This window comes from Asticcacaulis sp., assembly GCA_024707255.1.
Classification (GTDB): Bacteria; Pseudomonadota; Alphaproteobacteria; order Caulobacterales; family Caulobacteraceae; genus Asticcacaulis.
Genome location: JANQAC010000001.1, coordinates 1,977,193 through 2,001,331 on the forward strand (window position 1 = coordinate 1,977,193; position 24,139 = coordinate 2,001,331).

At 59.8% G+C, this 24,139-nt stretch carries 25 protein-coding genes, 1 tRNA gene and 1 pseudogene; 14 read left to right on the plus strand and 13 right to left on the minus strand.

The genetic code is table 11. From position 1 onward, the window contains the following. Positions 1-10: 10 nt before the first annotated feature. On the minus strand, positions 11-664 hold the full coding sequence (locus tag NVV72_09745; protein MCR6659603.1) for an MFS transporter: 654 nt from the start codon (positions 662-664) through the stop codon (positions 11-13). A gap of 118 nt (positions 665-782) precedes the next feature. Further along, positions 783-1,184, minus strand: a pseudogene (locus tag NVV72_09750) (MFS transporter). A 211-nt stretch (positions 1,185-1,395) separates the two neighbouring features. Here NVV72_09750 and NVV72_09755 point away from each other — a divergent pair. Further along, the gene (locus NVV72_09755; GenBank protein ID MCR6659604.1) at positions 1,396-2,064 is read left to right on the plus strand and encodes a hemolysin III family protein; all 669 of its coding nucleotides are present in this window, start codon (positions 1,396-1,398) and stop codon (positions 2,062-2,064) included. Here NVV72_09755 and NVV72_09760 read toward each other — a convergent pair. Further along, complete coding sequence (locus NVV72_09760; protein MCR6659605.1) at positions 2,061-2,819, minus strand: histidine phosphotransferase family protein; 759 nt, start codon at positions 2,817-2,819, stop codon at positions 2,061-2,063. The genes NVV72_09755 and NVV72_09760 overlap by 4 nt on opposite strands. 215 nt (positions 2,820-3,034) lie before the next feature. Between NVV72_09760 and cysK the strand changes: the two genes are divergently transcribed. After that, positions 3,035-4,006 (plus strand): cysteine synthase A, encoded by a 972-nt coding sequence (gene cysK, locus NVV72_09765; GenBank protein ID MCR6659606.1) that lies wholly within the window; start codon positions 3,035-3,037, stop codon positions 4,004-4,006. A 165-nt stretch (positions 4,007-4,171) separates the two neighbouring features. Here cysK and NVV72_09770 read toward each other — a convergent pair whose 3' ends face one another. Genes NVV72_09770 through NVV72_09780 form a run of 3 tightly spaced genes read right to left on the minus strand, consistent with a single transcriptional unit; the run spans position 4,172 to position 6,144 of the window. Further along, complete coding sequence (locus NVV72_09770) at positions 4,172-4,969, minus strand: dioxygenase (protein ID MCR6659607.1); 798 nt, start codon at positions 4,967-4,969, stop codon at positions 4,172-4,174. 11 nt (positions 4,970-4,980) lie between these two features. Further along, a complete protein-coding gene (locus NVV72_09775) occupies positions 4,981-5,544 on the minus strand; it encodes a YceI family protein (GenBank protein MCR6659608.1) in 564 nt (187 codons plus the stop codon). Between the two features lie 15 nt (positions 5,545-5,559). Continuing rightward, positions 5,560-6,144, minus strand: coding sequence for a YceI family protein (locus NVV72_09780; GenBank protein ID MCR6659609.1), 585 nt, complete (start codon positions 6,142-6,144; stop codon positions 5,560-5,562). A 218-nt stretch (positions 6,145-6,362) separates the two neighbouring features. On the opposite strand from NVV72_09780, the gene NVV72_09785 reads away from it, so the two are divergent. Together NVV72_09785 and NVV72_09790 are read left to right on the plus strand one after the other, a co-directional pair. Then, on the plus strand, positions 6,363-7,130 hold the full coding sequence (locus NVV72_09785) for a tetratricopeptide repeat protein (protein MCR6659610.1): 768 nt from the start codon (positions 6,363-6,365) through the stop codon (positions 7,128-7,130). A gap of 42 nt (positions 7,131-7,172) precedes the next feature. After that, entirely contained in the window at positions 7,173-7,688 is a 516-nt protein-coding gene (locus tag NVV72_09790; GenBank protein MCR6659611.1) for a DUF1993 domain-containing protein, read from the plus strand. Positions 7,689-7,735: 47 nt separating this feature from the next. Here NVV72_09790 and NVV72_09795 read toward each other — a convergent pair whose 3' ends face one another. Beyond that, positions 7,736-8,824 (minus strand): saccharopine dehydrogenase NADP-binding domain-containing protein, encoded by a 1,089-nt coding sequence (locus tag NVV72_09795; GenBank protein MCR6659612.1) that lies wholly within the window; start codon positions 8,822-8,824, stop codon positions 7,736-7,738. After that, positions 8,814-9,449: a DUF4166 domain-containing protein gene (locus NVV72_09800; protein ID MCR6659613.1), complete on the minus strand. Its 636-nt coding sequence runs from the start codon at positions 9,447-9,449 to the stop codon at positions 8,814-8,816. Before NVV72_09800 ends, NVV72_09795 begins: the two co-directional genes overlap by 11 nt. 44 nt (positions 9,450-9,493) lie before the next feature. On the opposite strand from NVV72_09800, the gene NVV72_09805 reads away from it, so the two are divergent. Genes NVV72_09805 through NVV72_09815 form a run of 3 tightly spaced genes read left to right on the plus strand, consistent with a single transcriptional unit; the run spans position 9,494 to position 10,831 of the window. Further along, positions 9,494-9,958, plus strand: a complete 465-nt coding sequence (locus NVV72_09805) for a DUF2269 domain-containing protein (GenBank protein MCR6659614.1) — start codon at positions 9,494-9,496, stop codon at positions 9,956-9,958. A 57-nt stretch (positions 9,959-10,015) separates the two neighbouring features. Further along, positions 10,016-10,645, plus strand: a complete 630-nt coding sequence (locus NVV72_09810; protein MCR6659615.1) for a glutathione S-transferase N-terminal domain-containing protein — start codon at positions 10,016-10,018, stop codon at positions 10,643-10,645. Positions 10,646-10,702: 57 nt separating this feature from the next. Next, positions 10,703-10,831, plus strand: a complete 129-nt coding sequence (locus NVV72_09815) for a hypothetical protein (GenBank protein MCR6659616.1) — start codon at positions 10,703-10,705, stop codon at positions 10,829-10,831. On the opposite strand, the gene NVV72_09820 is transcribed toward NVV72_09815, so the two are convergent. Then, positions 10,828-11,292 carry a DUF4442 domain-containing protein gene (locus tag NVV72_09820; protein ID MCR6659617.1) on the minus strand — a complete coding sequence of 155 codons (465 nt, stop codon included), beginning with the start codon at positions 11,290-11,292 and terminating at the stop codon, positions 10,828-10,830. The two genes, NVV72_09815 and NVV72_09820, sit on opposite strands and share 4 nt — an antisense overlap. A 128-nt stretch (positions 11,293-11,420) precedes the next feature. Between NVV72_09820 and NVV72_09825 the strand changes: the two genes are divergently transcribed. Next, a complete protein-coding gene (locus NVV72_09825; GenBank protein ID MCR6659618.1) occupies positions 11,421-12,038 on the plus strand; it encodes a cytochrome b/b6 domain-containing protein in 618 nt (205 codons plus the stop codon). 1 nt (position 12,039) lies between these two features. Further along, on the plus strand, positions 12,040-12,975 hold the full coding sequence (locus tag NVV72_09830; protein ID MCR6659619.1) for a molybdopterin-dependent oxidoreductase: 936 nt from the start codon (positions 12,040-12,042) through the stop codon (positions 12,973-12,975). On the opposite strand, the gene ybaK is transcribed toward NVV72_09830, so the two are convergent. The 3 genes from ybaK to NVV72_09845 are packed head-to-tail and all read right to left on the minus strand — an operon-like array spanning position 12,940 to position 14,807. Further along, positions 12,940-13,413: a Cys-tRNA(Pro) deacylase gene (gene ybaK, locus NVV72_09835; GenBank protein ID MCR6659620.1), complete on the minus strand. Its 474-nt coding sequence runs from the start codon at positions 13,411-13,413 to the stop codon at positions 12,940-12,942. The genes NVV72_09830 and ybaK overlap by 36 nt on opposite strands. Then, on the minus strand, positions 13,413-14,444 hold the full coding sequence (locus NVV72_09840) for a low specificity L-threonine aldolase (GenBank protein ID MCR6659621.1): 1,032 nt from the start codon (positions 14,442-14,444) through the stop codon (positions 13,413-13,415). The genes ybaK and NVV72_09840 overlap by 1 nt, the downstream gene beginning before the upstream one ends. A gap of 60 nt (positions 14,445-14,504) precedes the next feature. After that, on the minus strand, positions 14,505-14,807 hold the full coding sequence (locus NVV72_09845) for an antibiotic biosynthesis monooxygenase (GenBank protein MCR6659622.1): 303 nt from the start codon (positions 14,805-14,807) through the stop codon (positions 14,505-14,507). Between the two features lie 140 nt (positions 14,808-14,947). On the opposite strand from NVV72_09845, the gene NVV72_09850 reads away from it, so the two are divergent. From NVV72_09850 to NVV72_09860, 3 genes are read left to right on the plus strand one after another with little or no spacing between them, the layout of a single operon-like run. Continuing rightward, complete coding sequence (locus NVV72_09850) at positions 14,948-15,577, plus strand: hypothetical protein (GenBank protein MCR6659623.1); 630 nt, start codon at positions 14,948-14,950, stop codon at positions 15,575-15,577. Between the two features lie 3 nt (positions 15,578-15,580). Next, positions 15,581-17,953: an EAL domain-containing protein gene (locus NVV72_09855; GenBank protein MCR6659624.1), complete on the plus strand. Its 2,373-nt coding sequence runs from the start codon at positions 15,581-15,583 to the stop codon at positions 17,951-17,953. A 25-nt stretch (positions 17,954-17,978) separates the two neighbouring features. Beyond that, the gene (locus NVV72_09860) at positions 17,979-19,232 is read left to right on the plus strand and encodes a hypothetical protein (GenBank protein MCR6659625.1); all 1,254 of its coding nucleotides are present in this window, start codon (positions 17,979-17,981) and stop codon (positions 19,230-19,232) included. Between the two features lie 284 nt (positions 19,233-19,516). Here the strand turns inward: NVV72_09860 and NVV72_09865 are convergent. Then, positions 19,517-19,606, minus strand: a tRNA-Ser gene (locus tag NVV72_09865). A gap of 406 nt (positions 19,607-20,012) precedes the next feature. Here NVV72_09865 and NVV72_09870 point away from each other — a divergent pair. After that, entirely contained in the window at positions 20,013-21,233 is a 1,221-nt protein-coding gene (locus NVV72_09870) for an OmpA family protein (protein ID MCR6659626.1), read from the plus strand. 343 nt (positions 21,234-21,576) lie between these two features. Then, a complete protein-coding gene (locus NVV72_09875; protein MCR6659627.1) occupies positions 21,577-23,946 on the plus strand; it encodes a TonB-dependent receptor in 2,370 nt (789 codons plus the stop codon). Positions 23,947-24,139: the final 193 nt, after the last annotated feature.

The window sequence follows — 24,139 nt, forward strand, 5'->3', positions numbered from 1 at the left end:
GAGGAGAAGCTTAAGCCCTCCGGTAATTCGCCACAAAAACGCCCAACGCCAGCAGCAGCGCCAGACCACCAGCCAGGGCCACATATTCCCAGCCGCCACTCTCATAAAGCGGGCTGGCCACGGCCGAACCGATCGCGCCACCGGTAAAAATGCCCGCCATATAGATGCCGTTGACGCGGCCCCGGCTCATAGGATCGAGCGCATAGATGGCGCGCTGGCCCTGCACCATGTTCATCTGGACGCAGAAATCGAGCACCACGCCCAACAGCGCCAGTACGATGACTCCGCGCATGGACGGCAGGAGCGTGACCAGCATGGCGGCCGCGCCCACCGCCAATGCGCCGAAGGTCGCCTTGACTGTATGCCCGGCGTCGGCCAGGCGACCGCTCAAAGGCGCGGCCAGGGCCCCGGTGGCGCCGACCAGCGCGAACAGGGCGATCCCGGTTTGTGTCAGATGGAAGCGACCGGCCAGTTCGAGCGGCGCCACGGTCCAGAACAGCGAAAAGGCGCAGAACATGCACGCCTGAAAAAAGGTGCGCAGGCGAAGCGTGGGATGCGCGCGCCACAGCACGGTCAGCGAATGGATCAGCCGCACATAGGTGACCTTGTGGTCCGGTTGGCGGCGCGGCAGGGTCAGGGCCAGAAGCCCGCCCATAAGCACCATGAAGCCGGCGGCGGTAAAATAGACGGCGCGCCAGCCGAAATGATCGGCGATCAGACCTCGACAGCGGCCGCGACAGCAGGATGCCGAGCACCAGCCCGCCCATGATATTGCCGACCACCCGGCCGCGGTTCTCATCGGAGGCCATGTGCGCCGCCAGCGGGATCAGCACCTGAACGGCCACGGTGGCCAGCCCAATCAGCAGCGAAACGATCAGAAACACGGTGCCATTGGTGGCGATGGCGGCCAGAAGCAGGCTTGCGAAAGCCGCCGCCAGCAGGATCAGGGTCAGGCGGCGATTTTCGGTGCGGTCGGCCAGCGGCACGATGAACAGTAGGCCCAGCCCATAGCCGATCTGGGTCAGGGAAACGATCAGCGAAGCCGTCTCCGGCGACAGCCCGACGTTCGGCGCGATCAGGGCGATGATCGGCTGGCCATAATAGAGATTGCCGACGACAACGCCGCAGGCGAGCGCGAACAGCCCGACAAAGGCGGGCGTCAGGGTGGTTTTGGCGGAGGTCATGCTTATATCTCTGGGGGCGGGGAGGCCCGGTTCCATATATAACCGTCAGGGTTACAGAGACAAGCCGGGCCGAAAGAACCGGTCACCTTTCTTGATGGCTGGTCGCCTTTACAGCGTCTCATTTTCCGCTTACGTCAACGTTAGATTTATAACTCTTTCGCTCTCGCAAAAATGATTGGGATAGCGACTGCCAAGATCGTAAAATGCCAACATGAATAAGCTTGTTCCTGAATTTCTTCAGCACTACCCCACGAAGTGGGCGCGCCATGCCGATCTGATCGTGCATATCGTGGCCCTGACCTTTGCCCTGTTTGGCGGCGGCGTGGCCCTGGGCCTGGCGGTCAGTCACGGCCTGCTCGGCAAGGTGGCGGCCATCACCATCTACGCGATCGGCATGATCGCTATGCTGGGTTTCTCAACGGCCTATAATTTCGCCGTTCCGCGCTGGCAGCCGTTTCTGCGTCGTCTCGACCATGCGGGTATTTTCCTGATGATCGCCGCCAGTTACACGCCTTTCACCACCCAGGCGCTGAAAGGCGGCTGGGCCTTGTGGATGAGCGTCGGCGTCTGGTCACTGGCGGTTCTGGGCATCCTGGCCAAGCTGCTTTTACCCGGATTGGGTAAGGGCTTCTGGATCGCGCTTTATTTGATCCTGGGCTGGCTGGTGGTCATCGCCATCAAGCCGATGGTGCGCGAAGTGCCTCTGCCGGCCATGATCCTGCTGGCGCTCGGCGGCGTGGCCTACAGCGTCGGCACCATCTTCTACGCCATGAAGAAGCTGAAGTTCCGCCGCGCCATCTGGCACGGCCATGTCTTGACCGGCGCCGTGCTGCACTATGTCGCCATACTGGTCGGCGTCGTGCTGGTGGGCTCGAATTAGACCGGCAGCTTGACCGTCAAAACCAGATGATCGGGATCGGCGGTGAAATCGAGCTTACCGCCGGCTTCATGCACGGTTGACCACAGCCAGTGCGGCTGAATCCACTGGCCATTGAGGCCGTCGCCCAGCGGCAGGCCCTTGAGACCTTCAATCGCTTCGGCCTTGAGGCGGGCGCGCGGACCGGCCGCATCGGCGGTCAGGGTCAGGCCGTCATCACCGGTTACGGTTGTCAGGGTCGCCTTGCCGCCGGTCGGCAGCGAATTGCCAGCGAGCAGGCCAAGATTGAGCAGGATACGGGCGGCGGACTTCTGGAAAACCGTGTCAGAGGGAATGGCGAAATCGAGTTCGGCGCGCATGGTCGAGAACATATCGCCCAGAATCTTCTCCAACTGACCGCCATTGAAAGCTTCCGAAGTGCTGGCGGCCCCGAAGGCTACACGGGCGAAATGGACCAGGGTCACCATCTTCTTGGCGGAGGCGGCGATCAGGTTGAGCGCCTCCTGCTTCATGTCCTGGGCGGACGGGTCTTCCAGCAGGTCCAGGCCCGACATGATGGCGCCGGCGGGCGAGATGAAATCGTGACACAGCTTGCCGACCAGTTGCGTGGCCAGGTCGTGCGGGCTCAGTTCGAAGCCTTCGCTGGCCGGTGCTTCGTCCACGGGCGCTTCGGCAACAGTCGGGGCGGTTTCCACATGCGCCGCCGGTTCGCTGCCGCTGCGGGTCAGGTTCGGTGTTGACAGATCATCCATGCTCATCTTGAAGTCCTGCTGGTCAGTTTAGGTTGGCTGATCCGAAGTGTGAGGTGATTTGCCTTAAACTTGAAGGCGGGAAGCGCTAAGATGTTTTCATAAAGTTTAACGACCGGTTTACAAAGCGCACGGGCGCCTGGGCCGCGGATCGCAAATCCCTTACAGTTCCCCGGATTTCACACACATCAACCTGCCACAAAGTCCACAACTGGAGACCCCACATGGCCGACGCACAATCCAAACTCGCCCGCAAGGGCCGCGGCAAGATATTTGATTCGATTCTCGACACTATGGGCGATACGCCGCTCGTCCGCCTGCCGCGCCTCTCGGAAGCCTATGGCGCCAAGGCCACGGTGCTGGCCAAGCTCGAATTCTTCAATCCGCTGGCCTCGGTCAAGGACCGTATCGGCATTTCGATGATCGCTGCGCTGGAAGAGGCCGGCAAGCTGAAGGCCGGCGGCACGATCATCGAAGCCACGTCCGGCAATACCGGCATTGCCCTGGCTTTTGTGGCCGCCGCCAAGGGCTACAAATGCATTCTGGTCATGCCGGAATCGATGTCGATCGAACGCCGCAAGATGCTGCTGATCCTGGGTGCCAAGCTTGAGCTTACACCCGCCGAAAAGGGGATGCGCGGCGCCATGGCCCGCGCGCAGGAACTGCTGGAAGAAACACCGGGCGCGGTCATTCCGCGTCAGTTCGAGAATGAAGCCAATACCTTCGTCCACCGTGTCTCGACGGCCGAAGAAATCTGGAACGACACCAATGGCGCCGTCGATGTGGTGGTTTCCGGTGTCGGCACCGGTGGTACGATCAGCGGTGTGGGGGAAGTGCTCAAGGCGAAGAAGCCGTCGGTGAAGATGGTGGCTATCGAACCCGAAGCCTCGCCGATCCTTTCGGGCGGTGAGCCCGGTCCGCACAAGATCCAGGGCCCGGGCGCCGGTTTCGTGCCGGCCATCCTCGACCGCAGCGTCATAGACAGCGTCGAGACGGTCAGCAATGATGCCGCCTTCGCCATGGCGCGCAAGTCGGCCCAGGTCGAGGGCCTGCCGGTCGGTATCTCGTCGGGCGCCGCGTTGGAAGTCGCCTTCCGCCTGGCGGCAAAGGACGAATATGCCGGCAAGACGATTGTGGCGATCATTCCGTCCTTTGCCGAGCGCTATCTCTCGACGGCATTGTTCGACGGGCTGTAGATAAAAAATCCTCCCCTCATGGAGGGGAGGGGGACCGCGAAGCGGTGGAGGGGTAGTAACCGACGTTTTTGTGCGTGGCTTTACCCCTCCGTCTCGACACGCCGCGACCTGCGGTCCGCGCGTTGCTCGACACCTCCCCTCCAAGAGGGGAGGATTATTTTCGATTTACCCGAATTGAAACGCGCTGATGGCGATGCCGGTATTGCCGAGACTGTCTTCGTGATAGGTCCGGCGGCCGGTATCGCCCTCCGCTGCTCCAGCCACAACCATAAGCGGGATCAGGTGTTCCTCTCGCGGATGGCACTCGTGGGCGCCAGGCGCGCTGGCCCAGTCATTCAGGTCATTGATATCGCCGGCCACTATTCGGGTCAGCCAGTCATCAAAAGCGTGTGAGGCCGGACCGCTGCCGGAACCGCGGCCCATCAGGCGCGGGATCGAATGGAAGCTCATCCCTGAACCGATGATCAGCACGCCTTCGTCACGCAAGGGGGCCAGGGCCTTGCCCAGCGCGATATGTTCGGCCGGGCTCAGGCCCTGTTTCAGCGACAGTTGCAGGGTCGGGATATCGGCGTCCGGCCAGGCCATCAGCATGGGGATGAAGACCCCATGGTCGAAATCGCGCTCGCTGTCGGCCACCACGGTGAGGCCGGCCCCGGCGGCCAGGGTCTGGACGCGCGCCGCCACCGCTTCGGAGCCGCGCGCCGGATAGTTCAGTTCATAGGTATGCGGCGGAAAGCCGTAATAGTCGAAAAACATGCCCGGCGCCGGCTTGGTCATGATGGTAAATTCCGGCGTTTCCCAGTGCGCCGATATGATCAGCAGGGCCTTGGGCTTTTCGCCGATATCGGTGGGCAGACGCTTGAGATAGGCGCCCATTTCGTCCCACATGCCGGCGGGGCTCCAGTCCATGAAAAAACACGGTCCGCCCCCGTGGGGGATATAGACGGTCGGGGTTCTGGTCATGGTCATATCTCTTAATACACTTCCGCATCGATAATCAGGTCGATATCGTCGCCGACGATCGGCTCCAGATTACCCAGTCCGAAGGCTTTGCGGCTCAGATGCGCGGTGGCGGAAAAGCCGTAACCGGTCTTGAACAGGGCCGGATTGAAGGCTTTTTTATTGAAGGTGACGGCCAGAACTATGCTTTGGGTGATGCCGTGAATGGTCAGGTCGCCGGTGACGTTCGCCGTGTTTTCGCCGGTCAGCTCCACCTGCGTGCTTTTGAAGGTGGCGGTCGGGTACTGCGTGATATCGAAGTACTTTTCGCCTTTGAGCAGGGCGTCGAAATCGGGAAGGGCGGTCGTCAGGGTCTTCATGTCGAACGTGATATCGACCGTGCTTTTCGTCGGGTCGTCCCGGTCGAATACCAGAGTGCCGGTAGCGCCCATGATCTTGCCGGACGGATGCGACATCCCAAAGTGAGGGTACTGAAAGATGACCGAGGTGTGGTCGGGTTCGAATGTCAGGGTTTCGGCAGCAAAAGCCGGCGCGGCCAGAAAGCCAAGCGCAGTGCAGATGGTGATAAACCTTAACATTCGAACCCCTTTTCCTTACTGGGCTATGGCTTCTGCTTCGATATAAAGGTCAACCTGATCGCTGACGGCCGGCACATAGTTGCCCATGCCGAAATCCGAGCGGTTGATGGTGCCCGTGGCGGTGAAGCCGGCATCGACCTTCTTCATCATCGGATGGACATCCTTCTTGTTGAGCGTCACCTTCAGGGTCACCGGCTTTGTGACGCCATGGATGGTCAGGTCGCCGGTCACGTCGGCCGTAGTGGCGCTGGTCTGGACAACCTTCGTGCTCTTGAAGGTGGCCGTCGGGAACTTGGCGGCGTCGAAGAAGTCGGCGCTTTTCAGGTGGGTGTCAAGCGCGGCCACGCCGGTATTGATGCCATTGATATCGAAGGAGACCTCGACCGAGCTGTTGGCGGGCGTCGCGTCATCGAGCGTGACGGTGCCCACGGCATTCATGAACTTGCCGGTCGGGTGCGAGAAGCCGAAATGGGTATACTGGAAGGTCACCGAGGTGTGGCCGGCGTCGAGCTTGTAGGTATCGGCGGCGAAAGCCGAAGTGGACGCCACCAGGGCGAAGACGGAGGCGGCGAACAGGGACTTGATAGCGAACTTGGTCATGGGAACTCTCTTACGGAGGAGAAACAAAATCAGAAACGTAACAATAGTGGTTACTGTTATGAATTTCAAGTGGCCGCCGTCACAATTCGAGCGAAATTCATCACCCGGTTATACGGCGTAATTACGGCACCGGATGACCGGAAACGGGAATTGCCTGGGGGCGGAAAGTGTGGTCTGCTCTCCGGCCAGAACTGGGGGAATATCCATGATTTCAAGATGTGTTCCGGGCCTTTTTGGCGATTGCCTTTTTCGTGGCGTCGCCGGCCTGGGCGGATGAGGCCGCGCCGCGCCTGCCCGATGTGCAGATCATCGAATGCCGCACACACGACGCCGCGCAGGAAAAGACCGACATGGCCCTGGCGATGTCGGCGCTCGATCTCATGCAGGCGCACGACATCGACAAGCTGAACGCCATGCTGCCCGATCTCAAAACGGCCCTTGGCCACGCCCCGGATGCGGTTTCCCACCCTGAGCATTGCGGCGATACGATCATTGTCTATTCGGATAAAATGAGTGACTTCCTCACAATTTCGGCCATGATCCAGGGGCATGAAAAAGAATTTGGCGCCACGAAGGTCGAACAACGCGAAGCCCTGCCATATCCGCTTCTGGGCTTTGTCGTTGGCTGGATCTATTTCGAGACCAAGGATTTTCAGTCGGCGCATGACGCCTATGCCAAGGGACTGAAGAACGACCCGGATTACCACTCCCTGATCATGGAAGATACCCTGACCCTGGCCGCGCTGCACCGCAGCCCGGAAGCGCTGGCCCAGCTTGACGCCTATCTGGCGCGCAACCCCGACCTGCCGGATGAAATGATGGCCAATGCCCTGCGCAAGCGCGGCTATGTGCTGGTCGAGCTAGAGCGCTGGGACGAGGCCGAGGCGGCTTACAAGGAGTCCCTCAAACTGGAACCGGATAATGAGACCGCCCAGGGCGAACTGGAATATATTGCGCAGACCAGACCTTCCAAGCCGGCCAACTGACCCTATATGCGGGGCTCCTGACTGACAAACTGAGAGGGTAATATGTCTGAGGCGGTTCAAATCGATATGTACAAGGCGTCCGTGCCGGTGGTGCTCAATGCGCTGACCAATCTGAAGGCCATTCTTGGCAAGGCCGAGGCCTGGGCGGCGGAAAAGAACATCAAGGATGCCACCGTGCTGAATGCGCGCCTGGCGCTCGACATGCTGCCCTTCTCGAAGCAGATCCAACTGGTGAGCGATACGGCCAAGGGCGTGGCGGCGCGTCTCGGTGGCGTTGAAAATCCGTCCTATGCCGATGATGAGGCGAGCTTCGCCGAACTGCACGAGCGTCTGCAGAAAACGATCGATTTCGTCAAGTCGGTCGATGCCAAGGGTTTTGCCGGTTCGGAGACGCGCGAAGTCGTGCTGAAGTTTCCGTCGCGCACGATCGAGTTCAAGGGGCTGGATTATCTGACTGGTTTCGCCATCCCCAACATGTTCTTCCATGTGACCACCGCCTACGCCATCCTGCGCCATTCCGGCGTGCCGCTCGGCAAAAGCGATTTCCTCGGTGGTTAAGCGTCATGCCAAAAAGTGGTTCCACTTTTTGGAAAAACATGATGCGTCTAGTAAGCCTCAAAGGTCTCGATATCGAAGCGCTGGAGTTCGCTCAGATAATCTTCGAGCGTGACCAGGCCGACACAAGGTAGGGCCCCATGCGCGAGCGTGGGGTCTTTTTCATATAGTCGCTTGGCCAGCAGCATGGCGGGTACACAAGGGATTTGCGGGCCGTCGCCCGATTTCGCCACGATAAACCATGAACGGGTAAGCGGCGCGCCGGTGTGATCGATGCCGCTGATCGTGACGTGCATCCCCCCGATATCGCTGCCCATAAAATTGAATGCGTCGCTGGCGGCCAGAAGGGGCTTGGCCATCGCCGGCAGTTTGAGGGGTAAGCCGGCGCGTACAAGCCATGACAAGCCCCAGAGGCCGAGATGAAGGACGTCCAGTTCAAGCCCGGCGCCAAAACGGATCGATTTGAAGCCATAGGCAGCCGGCAGCAGATCGAGATCGGGAATATCGCAATTAGCCAGCCAGCGCTTACCCATGACGGGATAATCCTGCCGGTGCGCATCCTGCCAGCCATAGGGCTTCGGGTGTCCGGCAAAAGGCCGCAGGGGCTTGCCGACATAGCTCAGTATGCCGCGCGTGGTCGCCAGGCCCCGCTCGGCTTTCTGGCCGGGCGAAATGCCGAAATCGAGCCTGTCCATGCGGGCGAAAGCGGGTTTCAGATGCTCGATCACCGCCGAAGACAGACCGGGCACCGTACTGGCGCCGCTGATCAGGGTGACGTCTGCCGCCTTCGCCTCGCGGTCGAGTTTGTTGAATCCAACGACAAAGTCGCGTCCATCGGCCAGATCGACATAATGGATGCCGGCGGCGATGCAGGCCCGCGCCACGGCATAGTCGCTGCCCTGGAACGGCCCGCTGGTATGGACGATGACCGACGGCTTTTCCGCCGCCAAAACCTCGGCCAGTCCCGCGTGAATATCCAGCCGCAGAGGCCGTGCGTTTGGCAATTCGTGGCACAGGTCTTCGGCTTTTGAGAGATCGCGCCCGGAAATGATCAGGGGCAGGCCGTGCCGGGAGAGAGCTCGGGCTATGCGCTTGCCGAAATTGCCATAACCGCCAAGGATCAGGATTTCATTCGGCATACTGAATATCCGTCACGGTAAACTCGCCTTCATAGCTGTATTCGGTCAGGCGGCCGAACAGCCCACCGGAAAGCGTCATTCGCATCCGAAAACGGTCATCGCCCGTAGCTTCTTCTAACGCATCGCCCCGACCGAGCAGGCATTCACCGAGCCATGACAGAGGCATATCGATGCCGAAAATCCGCCAGACATAGCCGCGATGCTGTAACAATACCCGTTCGTTTTCATACACATAGCCACAGCGCCAGCCCACGCCGCCAGCCATATATTCGATCACCTCATGCGGCCCCTGCGGGATCATCTTTGAGCGAAAAACGTAAGATGCGGGGCCAGGAAAATCGAACCGGCGCTCGAAGATAAAGGCACGGCTGTCCGGTTCGCTCAGGAAGGTAACCGTGCAGGGCACATCCGAACCGGGCCAGGGCGTCAACATGTTTAACGCTTTTAACAGCGGTGAAGCCAGCCGCAGCAAGGGCCCCATGCGAATGGTCAGTTGGCCGGACACGGTGACGCGATCATGTGAAAATGGCCGGTTGGCGTAATGGGCTTTCAGCGCCGGCGGCAATATGTCCCACTGTTCGGCGAAGATATCCTGGAAGATGGGCGTGGCGCCGGTTGTGGTCATGGTTTACCTTTCGTCCCACGCTAACACGAAGGCGCGCAACCCTCATGCTTTATCTCTGCGTCAAATGGCTGCATATCCTGTCCTCGACCGTGCTGTTCGGCACCGGGATCGGCACGGCCTTCTTCATGCTGATGGCCAATCTCTCAAAGGATGTCCGCGCCATCGCCTTCGCCACGCGCACCGTGGTCGTCGCCGACTGGTGCTTCACCACGCCGGCCGTCATTTTCCAGCCCCTGAGCGGCCTGATGCTGATGCACCTTACCGGCGCTACAATGGAAAGCAGTTGGCTGGCCACCGCCCTTGCGCTCTATGTCTTTGCCGGTGCCTGCTGGCTGCCGGTGGTGTGGATGCAGATTCGCATGAAGCGGCTGGCGGCCGAAGCGCTTCTCGGCGGGACCGACTTGCCGCCGGCCTACTGGCGGCTGAATACCTGGTGGATCGGGCTCGGATCACTGGCCTTTCCAGCGGTGGCGGCCATCTTCTGGCTGATGGTTTTTAAGCCCGGCTAGGCTTGCACGGGCCGGACCAGCGCCCATCTTGTACGGTAATATCGAAAGGAACGGACCATGATACATCTCTATGCCTGGGGCACGCCGAACGGCCGCAAGGCTACCATCATGCTGGAGGAACTGGGCGTTCCTTACGAAAGCCACCCGGTCAATATCGGCAAGGACGAGCAGTTCAAGCCGGAATTCCTCGCTATTTCACCCAATAACAAGATACCGGCCATTGTCGATGACGCGGCCGACGGCGGGCCATTGAGCCTGTTTGAATCGGGCGCCATCCTGATCTATCTGGCGGATAAGTATGGCCGCTTCCTGCCCACCCTGCCGCACGAGCGCTATACGGTGATCCAGTGGTTGATGTGGCAGATGGGCGGCCTGGGGCCGATGATGGGCCAGCTTGGCTGGTTCGTGGTTTCCGACAAGAGCCAGACACCCACCGGCGTCAATCGCTATGCCGCTGAGGTCGAGCGCCTGTTCAATGTGCTGGAAAAGCGTTTGAGCGAGTCACAGCACGTCGGCGGGGATGAATATTCGATTGCCGATATCGCCATCTATCCGTGGCTCCAGCAGTACCGCACCCGCGTGCCTGACCATGTCGAGCCGCTGATCCAAGCGCGGCCGTTTATCGCCAACTGGCTGGCCGAGGTCGGCCGCCGGCCGGCGGTGGAGCGCGGCATGAAGCTGCCCTAGACGCGGTGTACATTCGGGGGCGTAGCTGTCATAGCTTCCTTTTTGAAAGATATTCCTATGAATAAAGCCAAGCACCGCCTGCTCACCCCGAACGAACTGGCCGAGCAGCGCAAGGCGCAGAGCCAGGCGCAGACCGCTAAACTGATCGAAGCGCAGAAGAAAAAGGCCGAAGCCGCCAAGGGCTAAGCCGCCTTTTGGAAATCCTTGCGGCGCACATAGAGCGTCTTGTGAACCTTCGCCACAATCACGCCGTCCGTATCGACCACATCGACATCATATTCCGCATCCAGCTTGCCTTTGGTATCGGCTTCCAGCTTCACACGGGCTATTTCCTCCGGCGGGATATGGAAATGTGCCCGCACCGTTTTGCGGCCCGGCTTGAGGAAGCGGATCGAGGCGGCCTTGTCCCAGACGATGTAGTCTCGGCCGAGTTTGGTCATCAGTATGGCCATGAAGAACGGATCGCACATCATGTAGAGCGACCCGCCGAACTGGGTGCCGACGACATTGCGGTTCCACCAGCGCAGCTTCATCTCGACCGTGATGGCGGTGAAATCCGGCGCCGTTTCGATGACCCGGATGCCGGCGCCGATCAGCGGCGGATACCAGTTGATCTTCTTGAAGCGACGGATATCCGGGCCGGCCATGCGCAATCCTTTTGTTTCCGTTCACGTCAACATATGCACGCCGACGAGTCAATATTTCATCCTGCCCGTAACCTGTTTTGGCGTCGCGCCGTATACGTGTTAAGCTGAGGCAAGACAGGGAGGCACGCATGGATGACGACCGGACCAGTATCCATCCGTTGTGGCTGAGGATCATACATTGGGCCAATGCGGCCGCGGTGGTGATCCTGATCATGAGCGGCTGGCGCATCTATAACGCCACGCGATTCCTGCACCTCAATGTGCCCTTCAGCCATGAACGGCTGTTTCCGGCGAAATGGACGCTGGGCGGCTGGCTGGGCGGCGCTATACAGTGGCATTTCGCCGCTATCTGGGTGCTGTTCGCCAGTGCCATCCTGTATGCGCTCCTGTTTGCGGTTTCAAAGCGTGGCCGGCAATTTCTCCCACTTACGCCGCAGGGATTGTGGAGCGATATCAAGGCGTTCCTGAAAGGCCATCTCAGCCACGCCGATATCCGCCAGTACAATACCATTCAGAAACTGGCCTATCTGTTCGCCATGGCCGATCTGGTGGTGCTGATCGCCTCCGGACTGGTGCTGTGGAAGTCGGTGCAGTTCGGCTGGCTGCGCGTACTGCTCGGCGGCTACGAGGCGGCGCGCTATATCCATTTCTATGCCATGGCGGCCATCGTCGCCTTTATCGTCGTGCATGTGGTCATGGCCCTGCTGGTGCCGAAAACCATCAAAGCCATGTTGTGGGGGCGCTGATATGGACCCGGAAATCAAGAACGACGAAGACGCGATCCTGAAGGAGGCCAATGGCCTGTTGAAAGACCCCGCCAAACGCCGCCTGCTCGGCAATGTGCTGACGCTCGGCGGGTTGTCGCTCGCCACCGGTATTGCGCTCAATCACTATGGCTCGGTCAAAGAGATTTTAAAGGCGGTGTCGCGCTTCAATGACGGCGCGCAAGGCGTGATTTTCAATCCGCATAACCTGGCCCCGACCTATACCGAAGCAGACATAAAGCAGCCGTTTCCGTTCAATGCCTTCTACAGCGTCGACAAGGCGCCGGTGGTCGATCCCGGCAGCGTCCGGCTCCAGCTTTCCGGCAAGATCGCCGACCGCCGGCCGTGGGATTTGCCGCAGCTCTATGCCCTGCCGCATACCGAACAGATCACGCGCCATATCTGCGTTGAGGGCTGGAGCGCCATAGGCCGCTGGGGTGGGGTGGTATTTTCAGAATTTCTCAAGCGGGTAGGGGCCGATACAACGTGCAAATATGTCGGGTTCAAATGCGCCGATGGCTATTTCACCTCGATCGACATGCCGACCGCACTGCATAGCCAGACCCTGCTGGCCTTTACCTTTGACGGCCAATTGCTGCCGGCGAAATACGGTTTCCCGATGAAGCTGAGGATGCCGACAAAGCTGGGCTACAAAAACCCCAAGCATATCGTCGAGATATTCGTCACCAATGTCTATCCCGGAGGTTATTGGGAAGACCTGGGCTATAACTGGTTTGGGGGAGTTGAGTTATCTCCTCCCCATCCTGATGGGGAGCGGGGCCGCCCGTGCGGTGGCGGGCTTGTCCCGCCAGAGGCGGCGCTCCTCCGTCATTTCGCTTTGCTCAATGCCACCTCCCTATTTAGAAATGGGGAGGAGAGGGTCTTACGCCGTCAAATCGACAAATGGTGCATCCAGTGATCGCGCGGCATCGTCCGGCGATATGCTTAGCAACAGCCCGCGCTGGCCGGCATTGATATAGATCGTGTCATAAAGTTGCGCCGTCTCATCGATCACCGTCGGCGTCTTTTTGCGCTGACCGAAGGGTGAGATGCCGCCCACCTTGTAGCCGGTCAGGCGCTCGGCATCGGGCACCTTCATCATGTAGCCGGACTTGCCGTGAAATGCCGCGGCCATCTTCTTCATGCTGACCTCGCAATCAGACGGCACGACCACGCAGACCGGTTTGCCATCCACCTCGGCCATCAGGGTTTTGAAGGTCTGTGACGGATCGACGCCCAGAGCCTCCGCCGCTTGCAATCCGACGCGCGGCGCGTCCGGATCGTAGGCGTAGGGGTGCAGGTCGAAGGCGATGCCGAGTTTGCTGAGCATCAATGTGCCGGGAGTGGTCTTGGACATCAGCAGTCTTCCAGAAATGCCTTTACATCATCTTCGGTGGTGGCGAAGCTGGTGACCAGGCGATAGGCGTCCGGCCCTTCGTTCGGCCAGTTGTAGAAGCGATGTCCTTTGGCGAATAAACGGTCGGCGGTTGATTTCGGCAGGGTGACGAACAGTTCGTTGGCCTCGACCGGATGCAGCAGACCGACGCCCGCGCGATCGATCAGGCCGTCGCGTAAGGCTCGCGCCATCGCATTGGCATGACGGCCGAGATCAAGCCACAGATCGTTTTCCAGCAGAGCCTGCAATTGCGCCGAGACATAGCGCGCCTTGGAGGGCAATTGCCCGGCACGTTTGTGGATATAGGCAAAATCCTCGATCAGGGCCGGATTGAAGATGATGGCCGCCTCGGCCAGCATGGCGCCGTTTTTCGTACCGCCGAAGGACAGGATATCGACCCCGGCCACCACCTCCGCCGGTGTGCAGCCAAGCGAGGCCACGGCATTGGCCAGGCGGGCGCCATCCATATGGATATAAAGGCCATGCGCTTTTGCGAAATCAGACAGGGCTTTCAGTTCATCGAGCGAATAGACCGTGCCCAGTTCGGTGGATTGCGTCAGACTGATAACCTTTGGCCGTGAGGTATGGGGTGCGTGTTCAAGCGTGCGCTCGATCAGGTCGCCGATCGAGGCCACGGTCAATTTGGCATGATCGGTTTCTAAGTCTTCATTGGCAAGCCCGATGATCTTGCCGCCGGTGAAGAACTCCGGCAGGCCGCACTCGTCGTTATTGATGTGGCTCTGGCGGTGCGCCAGGATCGACTCATAGGGCCGAATCATCCGCGCCAGGGCCAGGCCGTTGCACGCCGAGCCGTTGAACACCGGGAACAGCCGGGCCTGAGGCGCGCCGAAGGTCATGCGGGCCGTTTTCTGCAATTTTTCGGTGACCGGATCATTGCCATAGGCCGGCATATTGCCGGTATTGGCGTCGATCAGGGCCTGCATCACTTTCGGATGGACAGGAGCGGTATTGTCGCTGGCGAAACTGGCCATGGGAGACTCTTCGATAGGTGATCGCTTCCTATAGAATCTGCACGAAGCCGGGGGAAGGGCTTAACTGTCGGTCGCCGTATAATACTGCCCCGAAGGTCGGTCGCTGAGCAGGTCCATGACCGCCTCGAACTGTTTTGGATCGATTGCCGAAACGGCGTTCTTGTGCGCTGCAATATTCTTCCAGACCTCCAGAACAATCAACTTATCGTCTTCGTTAATACCGTCCGCAACCTTCAGGTAAAGTTCACAGCGCTCATTGCCTTCTACTGTGCGAATCTGTGCCACTATCTTCTCGAACAGGCCGACCAGCGCTTCGAATTTTTCCGGCAAGGCTTTGAATTCATTCAATCTCATAATGCTCATATGCGCCCTCCTCTATTGAAAACCCTATACTTCGGCAGATGCTGCCACGGTACAGTTTACCGTCTCAAACTGGTTTTCATTACTTTTAATTTAAATACGCGCTTAACCGAGTTTTATAACTGTTGTGATAATCCGGGCGCATGAAATGTATTTTCCTTGCCCTGGGTATCCTGCTGTTTGCGCCTGGCGCCGCTGCCATGGCCGCCGACCTGACCGTTGCGGTCAACAACACGTCGGGCAGGCCGGTCGCCTTTGCCGTAGTGACCTGGACGCCGGCCGGTGGTGCGGTCATACCGGCCGCGGAAAAGGGCCGCGCCTTCGTCATGGCGCAGAAGAACGTCCAGTTCGCCCCCTATGTGCTGGCGGTGCCCGCCGGCGCCACGGTGGCCTTCCCCAATATGGACCGCGTCAATCACCACGTCTATTCGTTTTCACCCGCCCAGCCCTTCCAGTTTCCCCTCTATGGCAAGGGCAAGAGCCGCACGATGAAATTCGACCATCCGGGTTCGGTCGCGCTGGGCTGCAATATCCATGATTCGATGAGCGCCTATATCCGCGTGGTCGATACGCCCTATTATGCCACGACCGGCGCTGATGGCCGCGTCACCCTGAGCGTGCCGGAAGGCGCCGGCAGTCTGGCGGTCTGGCACCCGAATCAGGAGGCTCCGGAACGTCAAACGGCAAAAAACATGACAGTAGGTAAGGCGAACGCTGTCCAGACCTTCAGTATCAAGGTGCGCCAGGTCGCGCCGACGGCGGGCCAGTACTAGATTATGCTTATTTTCAAACGCCTCAGCACCCGGTTGGCCGTGATGTTCGGCGGGCTGTTCGCCCTGGCCCTGCTGCTGATCGCGCTGGCCAGCTACATGGCGGTGGTTTCCTACGCGCGGTCGTCAGTCCAGAAGGAATTGCAGGCATCGGCCAGTGTGTTCAAGCGTATCTGGACCCTGAAATCGGACGCCCTGCAAACCAATGCCGTCCTGCTGTCGCGCGATTTCGGCTTCAAGTCTGCCCTGGCGACGCACGATACCGCCACGGTCGAATCGGCCTTTGACAATCTCCAGGGGCGGCTGAATATCGAGACCGGCCTGATCATTGGCCGTGACGGTCAGCCGATGGCGGGCGAGCAGGGCTCCCTGGGCCAGACCCTGGCCGGCGCCCTGAGCCGCAAGGATGAGTTCGGCGCCGTCAACGGCATTATCGCCATAGATACGCACCCCTACCAGGCGGTGGCCGCGCCGGTCATGGCGCCGGACCGCCTCGGCTGGGTCGTTTTCGCCCAGCGGCTCGACGACAACGAAATGCAGAACCTGCAGGGACTGTCATCGATTCCCATCAAGGCCGGCATTCTGACCCAGACGCGCGGCGGCCTGTGGCTGGGCCCGCAGGAACAGACCCGTGACTACAAGCCGAGTTCACTCAGCTTCTTCATCGACAAGAGCCTGCAAACCAAAGCCGCCAGCATGGTGCATTCCAGCCGCGGCACCATGATCGCCGTCGCCACGCCTCTGCCGAATCTCGACAGCCAGCAGAAGAGCGTATTGCTGCTCAGCTACCCCTTGAGCGCGGCGCTGAAATCCTATCAGCCCCTGCTGACCGCGCTGCTGGGTATCGGCCTGTTCGGCCTGTGCATGGTGGTGGCCGCCAGTCTCTACCTGGCGCGCAACCTGACCCGCCCGATCCTGGCGCTGAAGGATGCAGCCTTCGCCCTGCGTGACGGCCGGCCCGGCCAGGTGCGGATTACGACCCAGGACGAAATGGCCGACCTGGCTTCGGCCTTTAACGATATGGCTGTTTCCATCGAAGACCGTGAGCGCGATATTACCCTTCTGGCCAAGAGCGACATGGCCACGGGCCTGCCGAACCGCTCGGCTTTCGAGGACTATATCGGGGGTTTGCGCGACAAGGGTATCGACAGCGGCGTGGTCGTCGTCTGTATCGGCATCGACCGCTACGCCCATATCCGCGCTGTCTGGGGTGTCTCCTACGCCCATACCCTGATCGCGCGTTTGCAGGACATTCTGGTCCGCATCTTCGCCAATGCCTATATCGCTCGCCTGTCGGCCGATACGCTCGGCCTGTGCCTCCACCCGTGCGAGGTCGACCAGGCCCTTCCTCTGGCCCGCGCCATCGCCGCCCGCCTCGACAAGCGCATCAAGGTCACCGAGGATCAGAGCCTCGACGTCATGGTCAGCCTGGGCGTCTACCATATGGCCAATGCCCGCCCGACGCCCGATGAAATGATAGAACGCGCCCTCATCGCGCTCGATCAGGCCCGCGCCGCCAAGACCCGGATCGCCCTGTTCGACCCGCGCATCTATTCCGAACTGGCCGATACCCTGCTGCTGACCGACCAGCTTTACGCCGCCCTGGCCAGCAAGGCCCTGCAGGTCTGGTATCAGCCCAAGTTCAGCTACCGGGAAAGCCGCATCATCTCGGTGGAGGCCCTGGTGCGCTGGAATCATGCCGAGCGGGGGTATGTCTCCCCGCAGCGCTTCGTGCAGATCGCCGAAGAAACCGGCGCCATCCGCGACCTGACCACCCAGGTTCTGCACACCTGCATCGCCGACCAGGGGCGCCTGAAATCGGCCGGTTTCGACCTCGATATCAGCATCAACTATTCCGGCCGCCTGCTCAGCGACGAAGCCTATAACGCCCATGCGCTCAACATATGTGACCAGGCGGTAGGCCAGATATGCCTCGAAATCACAGAGACGGCGGTCATCGAGGATCCGAAGATCGGCCTGGCGGCGATCAATACCTTTGTCGACCGCGGGCTGGAAATCTCGATCGATGATTTCGGCACAGGCCTGTCGTCCTTGGCCTATCTCAAGCAGATTCCGGCGCACGAGCTTAAGATCGACCGCTCCTTCATCATGGAGATCGAAAGCGGGCAACGCGACGCCCTGCTGGTACGCTCGGCGATCGATCTGGCCCATGGCCTCGGCATGAAGGTGACGGCCGAAGGCGTGGAGACGGCGGCGGCCTTTACCCTGCTGCAATCCATGGGCTGTGATATCGCCCAAGGCTACGGGATCGGCAAGCCCATGCCCTTCGGTGACCTGGTCCTCTTCCTGAACGATTTCAGCGGTATGTCGGAGACGAAGACGCAAATGCCGACCTATCGCAATCGAAAAGCGGTCTGATCGCATGGGGGCATTCCGGGGAAGAATGACGCCGGCCCTGGCCTCCCTGCTGCTGCTGGCGGGCATGGCGCACGTCACCACGGCCCATGCGGAAACCAGCCTCTTTGACCCTGCCAACTATACCGCCTGGATCGACCTGCGCCTCAGCCAGGCGAACGGTGAACGCGGCTGGCTTGACGGCGGCTTCGGCAAGCTCAGGCACGGTAACGAAACAGCGGCTGATATCGCCCAGGCGGCGGTGTTGTGGAAGCCGCAACTGACCGATACCTTTTCCGGCTATGTCCTGCTTCAGGGTGTCTCCGACGCCGAAGTGCCGGTCGGTGTCGAGGAAGCTTATCTGCAATGGAAGCCTGTGCCGAAATCCGGTTTTCGCTTTGGCCTGCGTCTTGGCCAGATGTTCCCGCCGGTCTCCATGGAGCACGACGGCACGGGCTGGACGACGCCGCGCAGCCTGACGCCTTCGGCCATCAATTCGTGGATCGGCGAGGAAGTGCTGGTGCGCGGGCTGGAGGTCAATACACAGCAAAGCTTTGCCGGTCACAGGCTGGGGCTGACCCTGGGCGGGTTCAGGCGGGATGATACGGCGGGCACGCTGCTGAGCTGGCGCGGCTGGGCGCTGCACGATATGTCTTCGGCCGAAAACACCCGGCTGAAACTGCCCGAGGGTGAAAACCAGGGCTGGTATCGGATATTCGATGACAACCAGGCGCCGCTCAGCAAGCCCATGGTCGAACTGGACGGACGGCTGGGCTATTATGCCCGGTTGGACTGGCGCCCGCCGGCGCCGCTGGCGGTCAATCTCGAAGTCTACGACAATCAGGGCGACCCGATGGCCCTGCGCAACGGCCAGTGGGGCTGGGCGACGCGCTTTTACAATCTCGGCCTGGCATACCGGCTGACGGCTAGGGATGAGCTGCTCAGCCAGTACATGACCGGACAGACCGCCACCGGCTGGCCGGTTGGGCAGGGGCATCGCGTCGTCGATACCGGCTTCGAGTCGGCTTACCTGCTGGTGTCGCACCGCTGCGAAGGAGGCGCGCGGCTGACGGGACGCATGGATTATTTCGCCGTCAAGGACTATTCGCGGCGGACCGTGGATGATAACGGCGAAACCGGTTACAGCGCCACCCTGGCCTGGATGAAACCAGTCAATGATTACCTGGATATGGGCATCGAGGCCCTGCATGTGATCAGTGACCGTCCGGCGCGGATAACCCAGGGACTTTCAGCACAGCAATCACAAACCCAACTTCAGGTCGCGCTAAAGTGGCATCTCTAGCCGGTTGCGGCCGCTCTTTTTGAACCTGTTGCCACTGCCATTGATTCGCAGGTGCGCATATTGCGGTGCGATAGATTTCTTAAAACAACTGACCTTGAGGTGTTGTGTGCCCACCTGCGCGCGGTAGCGGGTGGCGGCATATTGTCCTGAAAATTAAGGAGAAGCCGATACGAAAAAGGGGATCGGTTTGCGTTTTTTGTCCTGCAATTCGCACACAGCCGAGCGGCCGAAATGCCACAGCAAAACGGCTCCCCTGTGCCAGGGGGAGCCGTTTTGCTGTGGCATGGCGGAGAGGGTGGGATTCGAACCCACGGTAGGCTTGCACCTACGCCGCATTTCGAGTGCGGTACATTCGACCACTCTGCCACCTCTCCGTAAGGGGGAATTACGCAAAAAACCATTTTAAGACAAAGGGTTTCTTGCGCCTGATTCTGAGCTGCCTGAGCTGCCTGGGTCGATCAGAGGGCGTGTCTCTACTGAAAGCCCGTGCAAACCGCAAGCCCTTTTATATTCTTTATGATATTTTTATAATGCGTTTGTGGGGCGCTATAGCTTTTTAACGGTCAAGTTTGACCTATATGAGGCATTGTACGGCTTCACTCGGATAAGCGTGTCTTTCTGGTGTCAGTTATCGCCAAAGAGGCTAAAAAACAGCACGAATTTAACCAAAGTTGCATTTGGGTGCTATGCAAAACGGGCTGGTAAAGTTATGAAGCGTCGTACTAAGGTTTCAGTCGAGATGATCGGCTGTTCGTTGGATGGCCATGAGAGGGCAATAACATGAAACACATTCTGCTGGCGAGCGCTGCTCTCGCTGCGATGGCAGTAGCGGGTTCCGCTTCTGCTGAACAGGCTAACGGCTGGTATGCAGCCGCTGACCTGGGTTATAACTGGAAGTCGGACTACAAGGCACGTTCGCAAGGCGCCATGCCTGACGGTGGCGCCTATGTCTACGACGTGGCGACCGACGATGACTGGGCCGGCTTTGCCCGTCTCGGCTATCGCTACAGCCCCAACTGGCGCGTTGAATTCGAAGGCGGCTACCGCCCCGGCGATATCAGCTCGGCTGTCGGCTTCCCGCGCACCTATCCCGGTTCGGCCGCTCTGGTCGACACCGCGATCTGCACCACCGGCGTGATCCGCACCGCCGGCGATCCCTGCGGTTCGCCGAAGGGCTCGTTCGAGCAAACCACCGTCATGGTCAACCTGTACTATGACTTCCTGCCGGAATCGCAGTTCCATCCGTTCGTCGGCGCCGGTGTCGGTCTCGACAGCGTGAAGGCGAAGATGCTCGGTCAACTGTCCACCAGCCCGGCTGGTACGGTCTCCGACCTGAGCATGGTTGGCAAGGACACGGTTGGCGCTTACCAACTGCTGGCCGGTGTGGCCTGGGCGCTTTCGGATCGCCTGAGCCTCGACGTTACCTATCGTTATCTGGACGCCGGCAAGGCCAAGTTCAATGCCGGCATCGAGCCGAACGGTGGCTGGGAAGACCCGGAAACCTTCACCGGCAAGTTCAGCGACCAGACTCTGACGGTCGGTCTGCGCTGGGCGTTTGGCGTTACGCCGCCGCCTCCGCCCCCGCCGCCTCCGCCCCCGCCGCCGCCTCCCCCGGTTGAAGCGCCTCCGCCGCCTCCGCCGCCGCCGGTTGCCGCTCCTGTCTATGAAGCCCGCGAGTTCATCGTGTACTTCGAATTCGACAAGTCGGACCTGACCGCTGACGCGCAATCGGTTGTCTCGGCTGCCGCTGACTACGCCAAGGCCGGTAACGCCGCCCGCATCGTGGTTGTCGGTCACACGGATACTTCCGGTTCGGCCGCTTACAACATCAAGCTGTCGGAACGCCGCGCCAAGACCGTTGCTGATGCCCTCGCCGGCCTCGGCGTTGACGGCTCCAAGCTGGCTGTCGACTGGAAGGGTGAATCGGCCCCGGCTGTCGCCACCGGCGACGGCGTGAAGGAACCGCTGAACCGTCGTTCGACCATCGACATCACGTTCTAATTTCAGAACGCGACGTAAAGTCGAAAACAAGATGAAGCCCGGCCTGAGCAATCAGGCCGGGCTTTTTCTTTGTCTCCTCGCTTTGTCTCTTTCCAGAGCCTAACGTAAAGTAACCTGTGACCGTGAAACAACAATGGTTGCAACAGTGACGACTGTCACAAAAGGTTCGCGCGTCTTGTAAAAAAAGCGACATAGACGCCTCTAAAAGGACAGACAGCAAAAACGATCCGCAGAAGGCAGCAGCGTGCAGGACGGTGAAAACCGCCGCCTTGCGCGACGGGGAACTGCGCTCTCACGGGATCGGAATTGCTTTGTTCTTTAACCCGGAGAGGGGATACTCCCGATGAAATTCACCAAATCCATCATCCTGGCCGGCACGGCCCTGACGGGCCTGTTTGTGGCCTCTGCCGCCCTGGCGCAATCGACCGCCACCGAGGAAGTCGAAGTCGTCGTTGTTAAGGGCGCCAGAAAAGGTCTTGGCCCGATCAACAAGGAAACCGGCACCAAGACCAAGACCGCCATCGATCAGTCCTATATCGGTGCGCAATCCGCCGGCCAGACGATCGCCGAAACCCTCAACCTGGCGCCTGGCTATAACTTCACCAATAACGACCCCTACGGCTCATCCGGCGGCAATATCCGTCTGCGCGGCCTGGACGGTTCGCGCGTGTCTCTGACCATGGACGGCGTGCAACTCAACGATGCCGGCAACTACGCCATCTACACCAACCAGCAACTCGATCCGGAACTGATCCAGTCGGCCACCGTCATCACCGGCGCGACCGATGTGGACTCCATGACCGCCTCGGCTTCCGGTGGTACGGTCAGCTACACCACCCGCAAGCCATCGGATGACTTTGGCGTTGAGGCCACGATCTCGACCGGCAGCTTCAACTATAACCGTCAATTCGTGATGGTGAACACCGGTGCTTTCGGTCCCTTCGGCACTAGAGCCCTTTTTGCGGCGTCTAACCAGAACTACGACACCTTCACGATCGAAAGTCCGGACAACGGCAAGCTGAAGAAGCAGCAATACAACTTCAACATCTACCAGCCTCTGGCCAATGGCAGCTATTTTGGGGTGCGCGGTAACTATAACGAAAACCGCAACCGCTTCATCTTTGGGCAATCGCTGTCGAACTTCGCCAAGAATGGCAAGTATTACAACAGCGCTGGTGCCAATAACGTCAACCCTTCGAATACCGGCAATATCCGCGGCTATTCGAAATGGGTGATCAACGACCACTTCTTCTTCACGGTTGACCCGACCTATCAATACGTCATGGCCAATGGCGGTGGCACGGGCGGTATCAGCGAAGTCGATGGCAAGATGTCGGTTTCCGGGCACACCTACTATTATTCGGAACTGGCCGGCGTCGATATCAACGGCGATGGCGATGCCACTGACACCAGCGTGAGCATCTATAACCCGAATACGACCGTCACCAACCGTTATTCGCTGACCTCGACTGGCGTCTATACTTTCGATCGCGGCGATGTGCTCCGCTTTGGTGCCTCGTTCGACCGCGGCCGTACCCGCCAGTCCGGCGAAAGCACTCTGCTGAATGCAGACGGCCGTTATATCGATCCGTTCGGTGGCCGCGAAGACGAAAGCCTGCGCATCATAGGTAAGGACGGCTCGGTCCATGAGCGTCGCTATCGCTTTTCGCTGGCCAATGTCGATACCTTCTTCATCGAATATCGTGGCAGCTTCCTCGAAGACAAGCTCTTCGTCTCGCTCGGCATCAAGCAGCAGAAGATGGAACGTGACCTGAACCAGTACTGCTACTCGCCGGAGGATGGTGCGGGCTCCTATGCGCCGTTCTGTACCACGACGGCCCCGGCGGTCGACAATGGCGACGGCACGGCTACCTTCAACGGCGTCGACTATATCAAGCCTTACCACACCACGGTCGATTTCTCGAAGACCCTGCCCAGCCTCGGCCTGACCTACAAGATCACCGACGCCAACCAGGTCTATGTCAATTACTCGGAAGCCCTTTCGGCGCCCCGCACCGACAACTATTACGCCGTCGTATTCCTGAACGGCGAGGTCAAGCCGGCCAATCCGCTGCCGGAAACCAACAAGACGATCGAACTCGGCTACCGCTTCACCTCCCCGACCTTCACCGCTACGGCGGATGTCTGGGCGCAGAAGTACGAAAACCGCATCGTCTCTTCCTACGATCCGGATTCGGACAGTTATTTCGACCGTAACGTGGGTAATGTTGATCTGAAAGGCTTCGAAGCCTCGGCGGCCTGGGCCCCGACCTCCAGCCTGTCGCTTTTCGGCGGCCTGACCTATACCGACACCGAAATCCTCAGCGATTACGCGTCGGGCGCTACGGCGACGGTCAACACCAAGGGCAAGGCCCTGCCGGAAGTGCCGGATTGGATGGCGACCCTGGGCATGACCTACAAGCTCAGCGACTTCACCTTCAACCTGAGCGGAAAATATGTCGGCAAGCGCTTTGCCACTGACCTGAACGATTTGGAAACCCCGGATTACACCGTGGTGAACGGTTCGGTGCGCTGGGATCTGCCGGGCCTGGCCTTCCTCAAGCAAGGCACATATGCGCAGCTCAACGTGATCAACCTGACAGACGAGTATTATTTCGGCTCGATCAGCAGCACGGTCGCGGCCTCCAACAAGCCGTCGTTCAATGTCGGCGCGCCGCGCACGGTCATGCTGTCGTTGCACACCGCTTTCTGATTTTAGCTCAAGCGCTGCATGGCTTGCCTCGCATCAGCTCGGGCGGCCACTTGGCCTTGCCTAGATAAATCTTGGAAGCATTAAAGGCAGAGAAACGGCCCTCCTTGCGGGGGCCGTTTTTTTGTGCGGGCGGTGGCCAAATCGGGAAGGGCTGTGCTAATAGGCCAGACCATAGGTCGGCGCCGCAGCGGAA

What these genes read in the sequence shown, in the direction of transcription:
- NVV72_09800 (MCR6659613.1), bottom strand. Translation starts at nt 9,449, where the DNA reads ATGACCACAACCGGCGCCACGCCCATCTTCCAGGATATCTTCGCCGAA.
- NVV72_09760 (MCR6659605.1), bottom strand. Translation starts at nt 2,819, where the DNA reads ATGAGCATGGATGATCTGTCAACACCGAACCTGACCCGCAGCGGCAGC.
- NVV72_09770 (MCR6659607.1), bottom strand. Translation starts at nt 4,969, where the DNA reads ATGACCAGAACCCCGACCGTCTATATCCCCCACGGGGGCGGACCGTGT.
- NVV72_09790 (MCR6659611.1), top strand. Translation starts at nt 7,173, where the DNA reads ATGTCTGAGGCGGTTCAAATCGATATGTACAAGGCGTCCGTGCCGGTG.
- NVV72_09795 (MCR6659612.1), bottom strand. Translation starts at nt 8,824, where the DNA reads ATGCCGAATGAAATCCTGATCCTTGGCGGTTATGGCAATTTCGGCAAG.
- NVV72_09755 (MCR6659604.1), top strand. Translation starts at nt 1,396, where the DNA reads ATGAATAAGCTTGTTCCTGAATTTCTTCAGCACTACCCCACGAAGTGG.
- NVV72_09815 (MCR6659616.1), top strand. Translation starts at nt 10,703, where the DNA reads ATGAATAAAGCCAAGCACCGCCTGCTCACCCCGAACGAACTGGCCGAG.
- NVV72_09855 (MCR6659624.1), top strand. Translation starts at nt 15,581, where the DNA reads ATGCTTATTTTCAAACGCCTCAGCACCCGGTTGGCCGTGATGTTCGGC.
- NVV72_09870 (MCR6659626.1), top strand. Translation starts at nt 20,013, where the DNA reads ATGAAACACATTCTGCTGGCGAGCGCTGCTCTCGCTGCGATGGCAGTA.
- NVV72_09825 (MCR6659618.1), top strand. Translation starts at nt 11,421, where the DNA reads ATGGATGACGACCGGACCAGTATCCATCCGTTGTGGCTGAGGATCATA.
- NVV72_09850 (MCR6659623.1), top strand. Translation starts at nt 14,948, where the DNA reads ATGAAATGTATTTTCCTTGCCCTGGGTATCCTGCTGTTTGCGCCTGGC.
- NVV72_09840 (MCR6659621.1), bottom strand. Translation starts at nt 14,444, where the DNA reads ATGGCCAGTTTCGCCAGCGACAATACCGCTCCTGTCCATCCGAAAGTG.
- ybaK (MCR6659620.1), bottom strand. Translation starts at nt 13,413, where the DNA reads ATGTCCAAGACCACTCCCGGCACATTGATGCTCAGCAAACTCGGCATC.
- NVV72_09820 (MCR6659617.1), bottom strand. Translation starts at nt 11,292, where the DNA reads ATGGCCGGCCCGGATATCCGTCGCTTCAAGAAGATCAACTGGTATCCG.
- NVV72_09780 (MCR6659609.1), bottom strand. Translation starts at nt 6,144, where the DNA reads ATGACCAAGTTCGCTATCAAGTCCCTGTTCGCCGCCTCCGTCTTCGCC.
- NVV72_09845 (MCR6659622.1), bottom strand. Translation starts at nt 14,807, where the DNA reads ATGAGCATTATGAGATTGAATGAATTCAAAGCCTTGCCGGAAAAATTC.
- NVV72_09745 (MCR6659603.1), bottom strand. Translation starts at nt 664, where the DNA reads ATGGTGCTTATGGGCGGGCTTCTGGCCCTGACCCTGCCGCGCCGCCAA.
- NVV72_09875 (MCR6659627.1), top strand. Translation starts at nt 21,577, where the DNA reads ATGAAATTCACCAAATCCATCATCCTGGCCGGCACGGCCCTGACGGGC.
- NVV72_09775 (MCR6659608.1), bottom strand. Translation starts at nt 5,544, where the DNA reads ATGTTAAGGTTTATCACCATCTGCACTGCGCTTGGCTTTCTGGCCGCG.
- cysK (MCR6659606.1), top strand. Translation starts at nt 3,035, where the DNA reads ATGGCCGACGCACAATCCAAACTCGCCCGCAAGGGCCGCGGCAAGATA.
- NVV72_09810 (MCR6659615.1), top strand. Translation starts at nt 10,016, where the DNA reads ATGATACATCTCTATGCCTGGGGCACGCCGAACGGCCGCAAGGCTACC.
- NVV72_09805 (MCR6659614.1), top strand. Translation starts at nt 9,494, where the DNA reads ATGCTTTATCTCTGCGTCAAATGGCTGCATATCCTGTCCTCGACCGTG.
- NVV72_09830 (MCR6659619.1), top strand. Translation starts at nt 12,040, where the DNA reads ATGGACCCGGAAATCAAGAACGACGAAGACGCGATCCTGAAGGAGGCC.
- NVV72_09860 (MCR6659625.1), top strand. Translation starts at nt 17,979, where the DNA reads ATGACGCCGGCCCTGGCCTCCCTGCTGCTGCTGGCGGGCATGGCGCAC.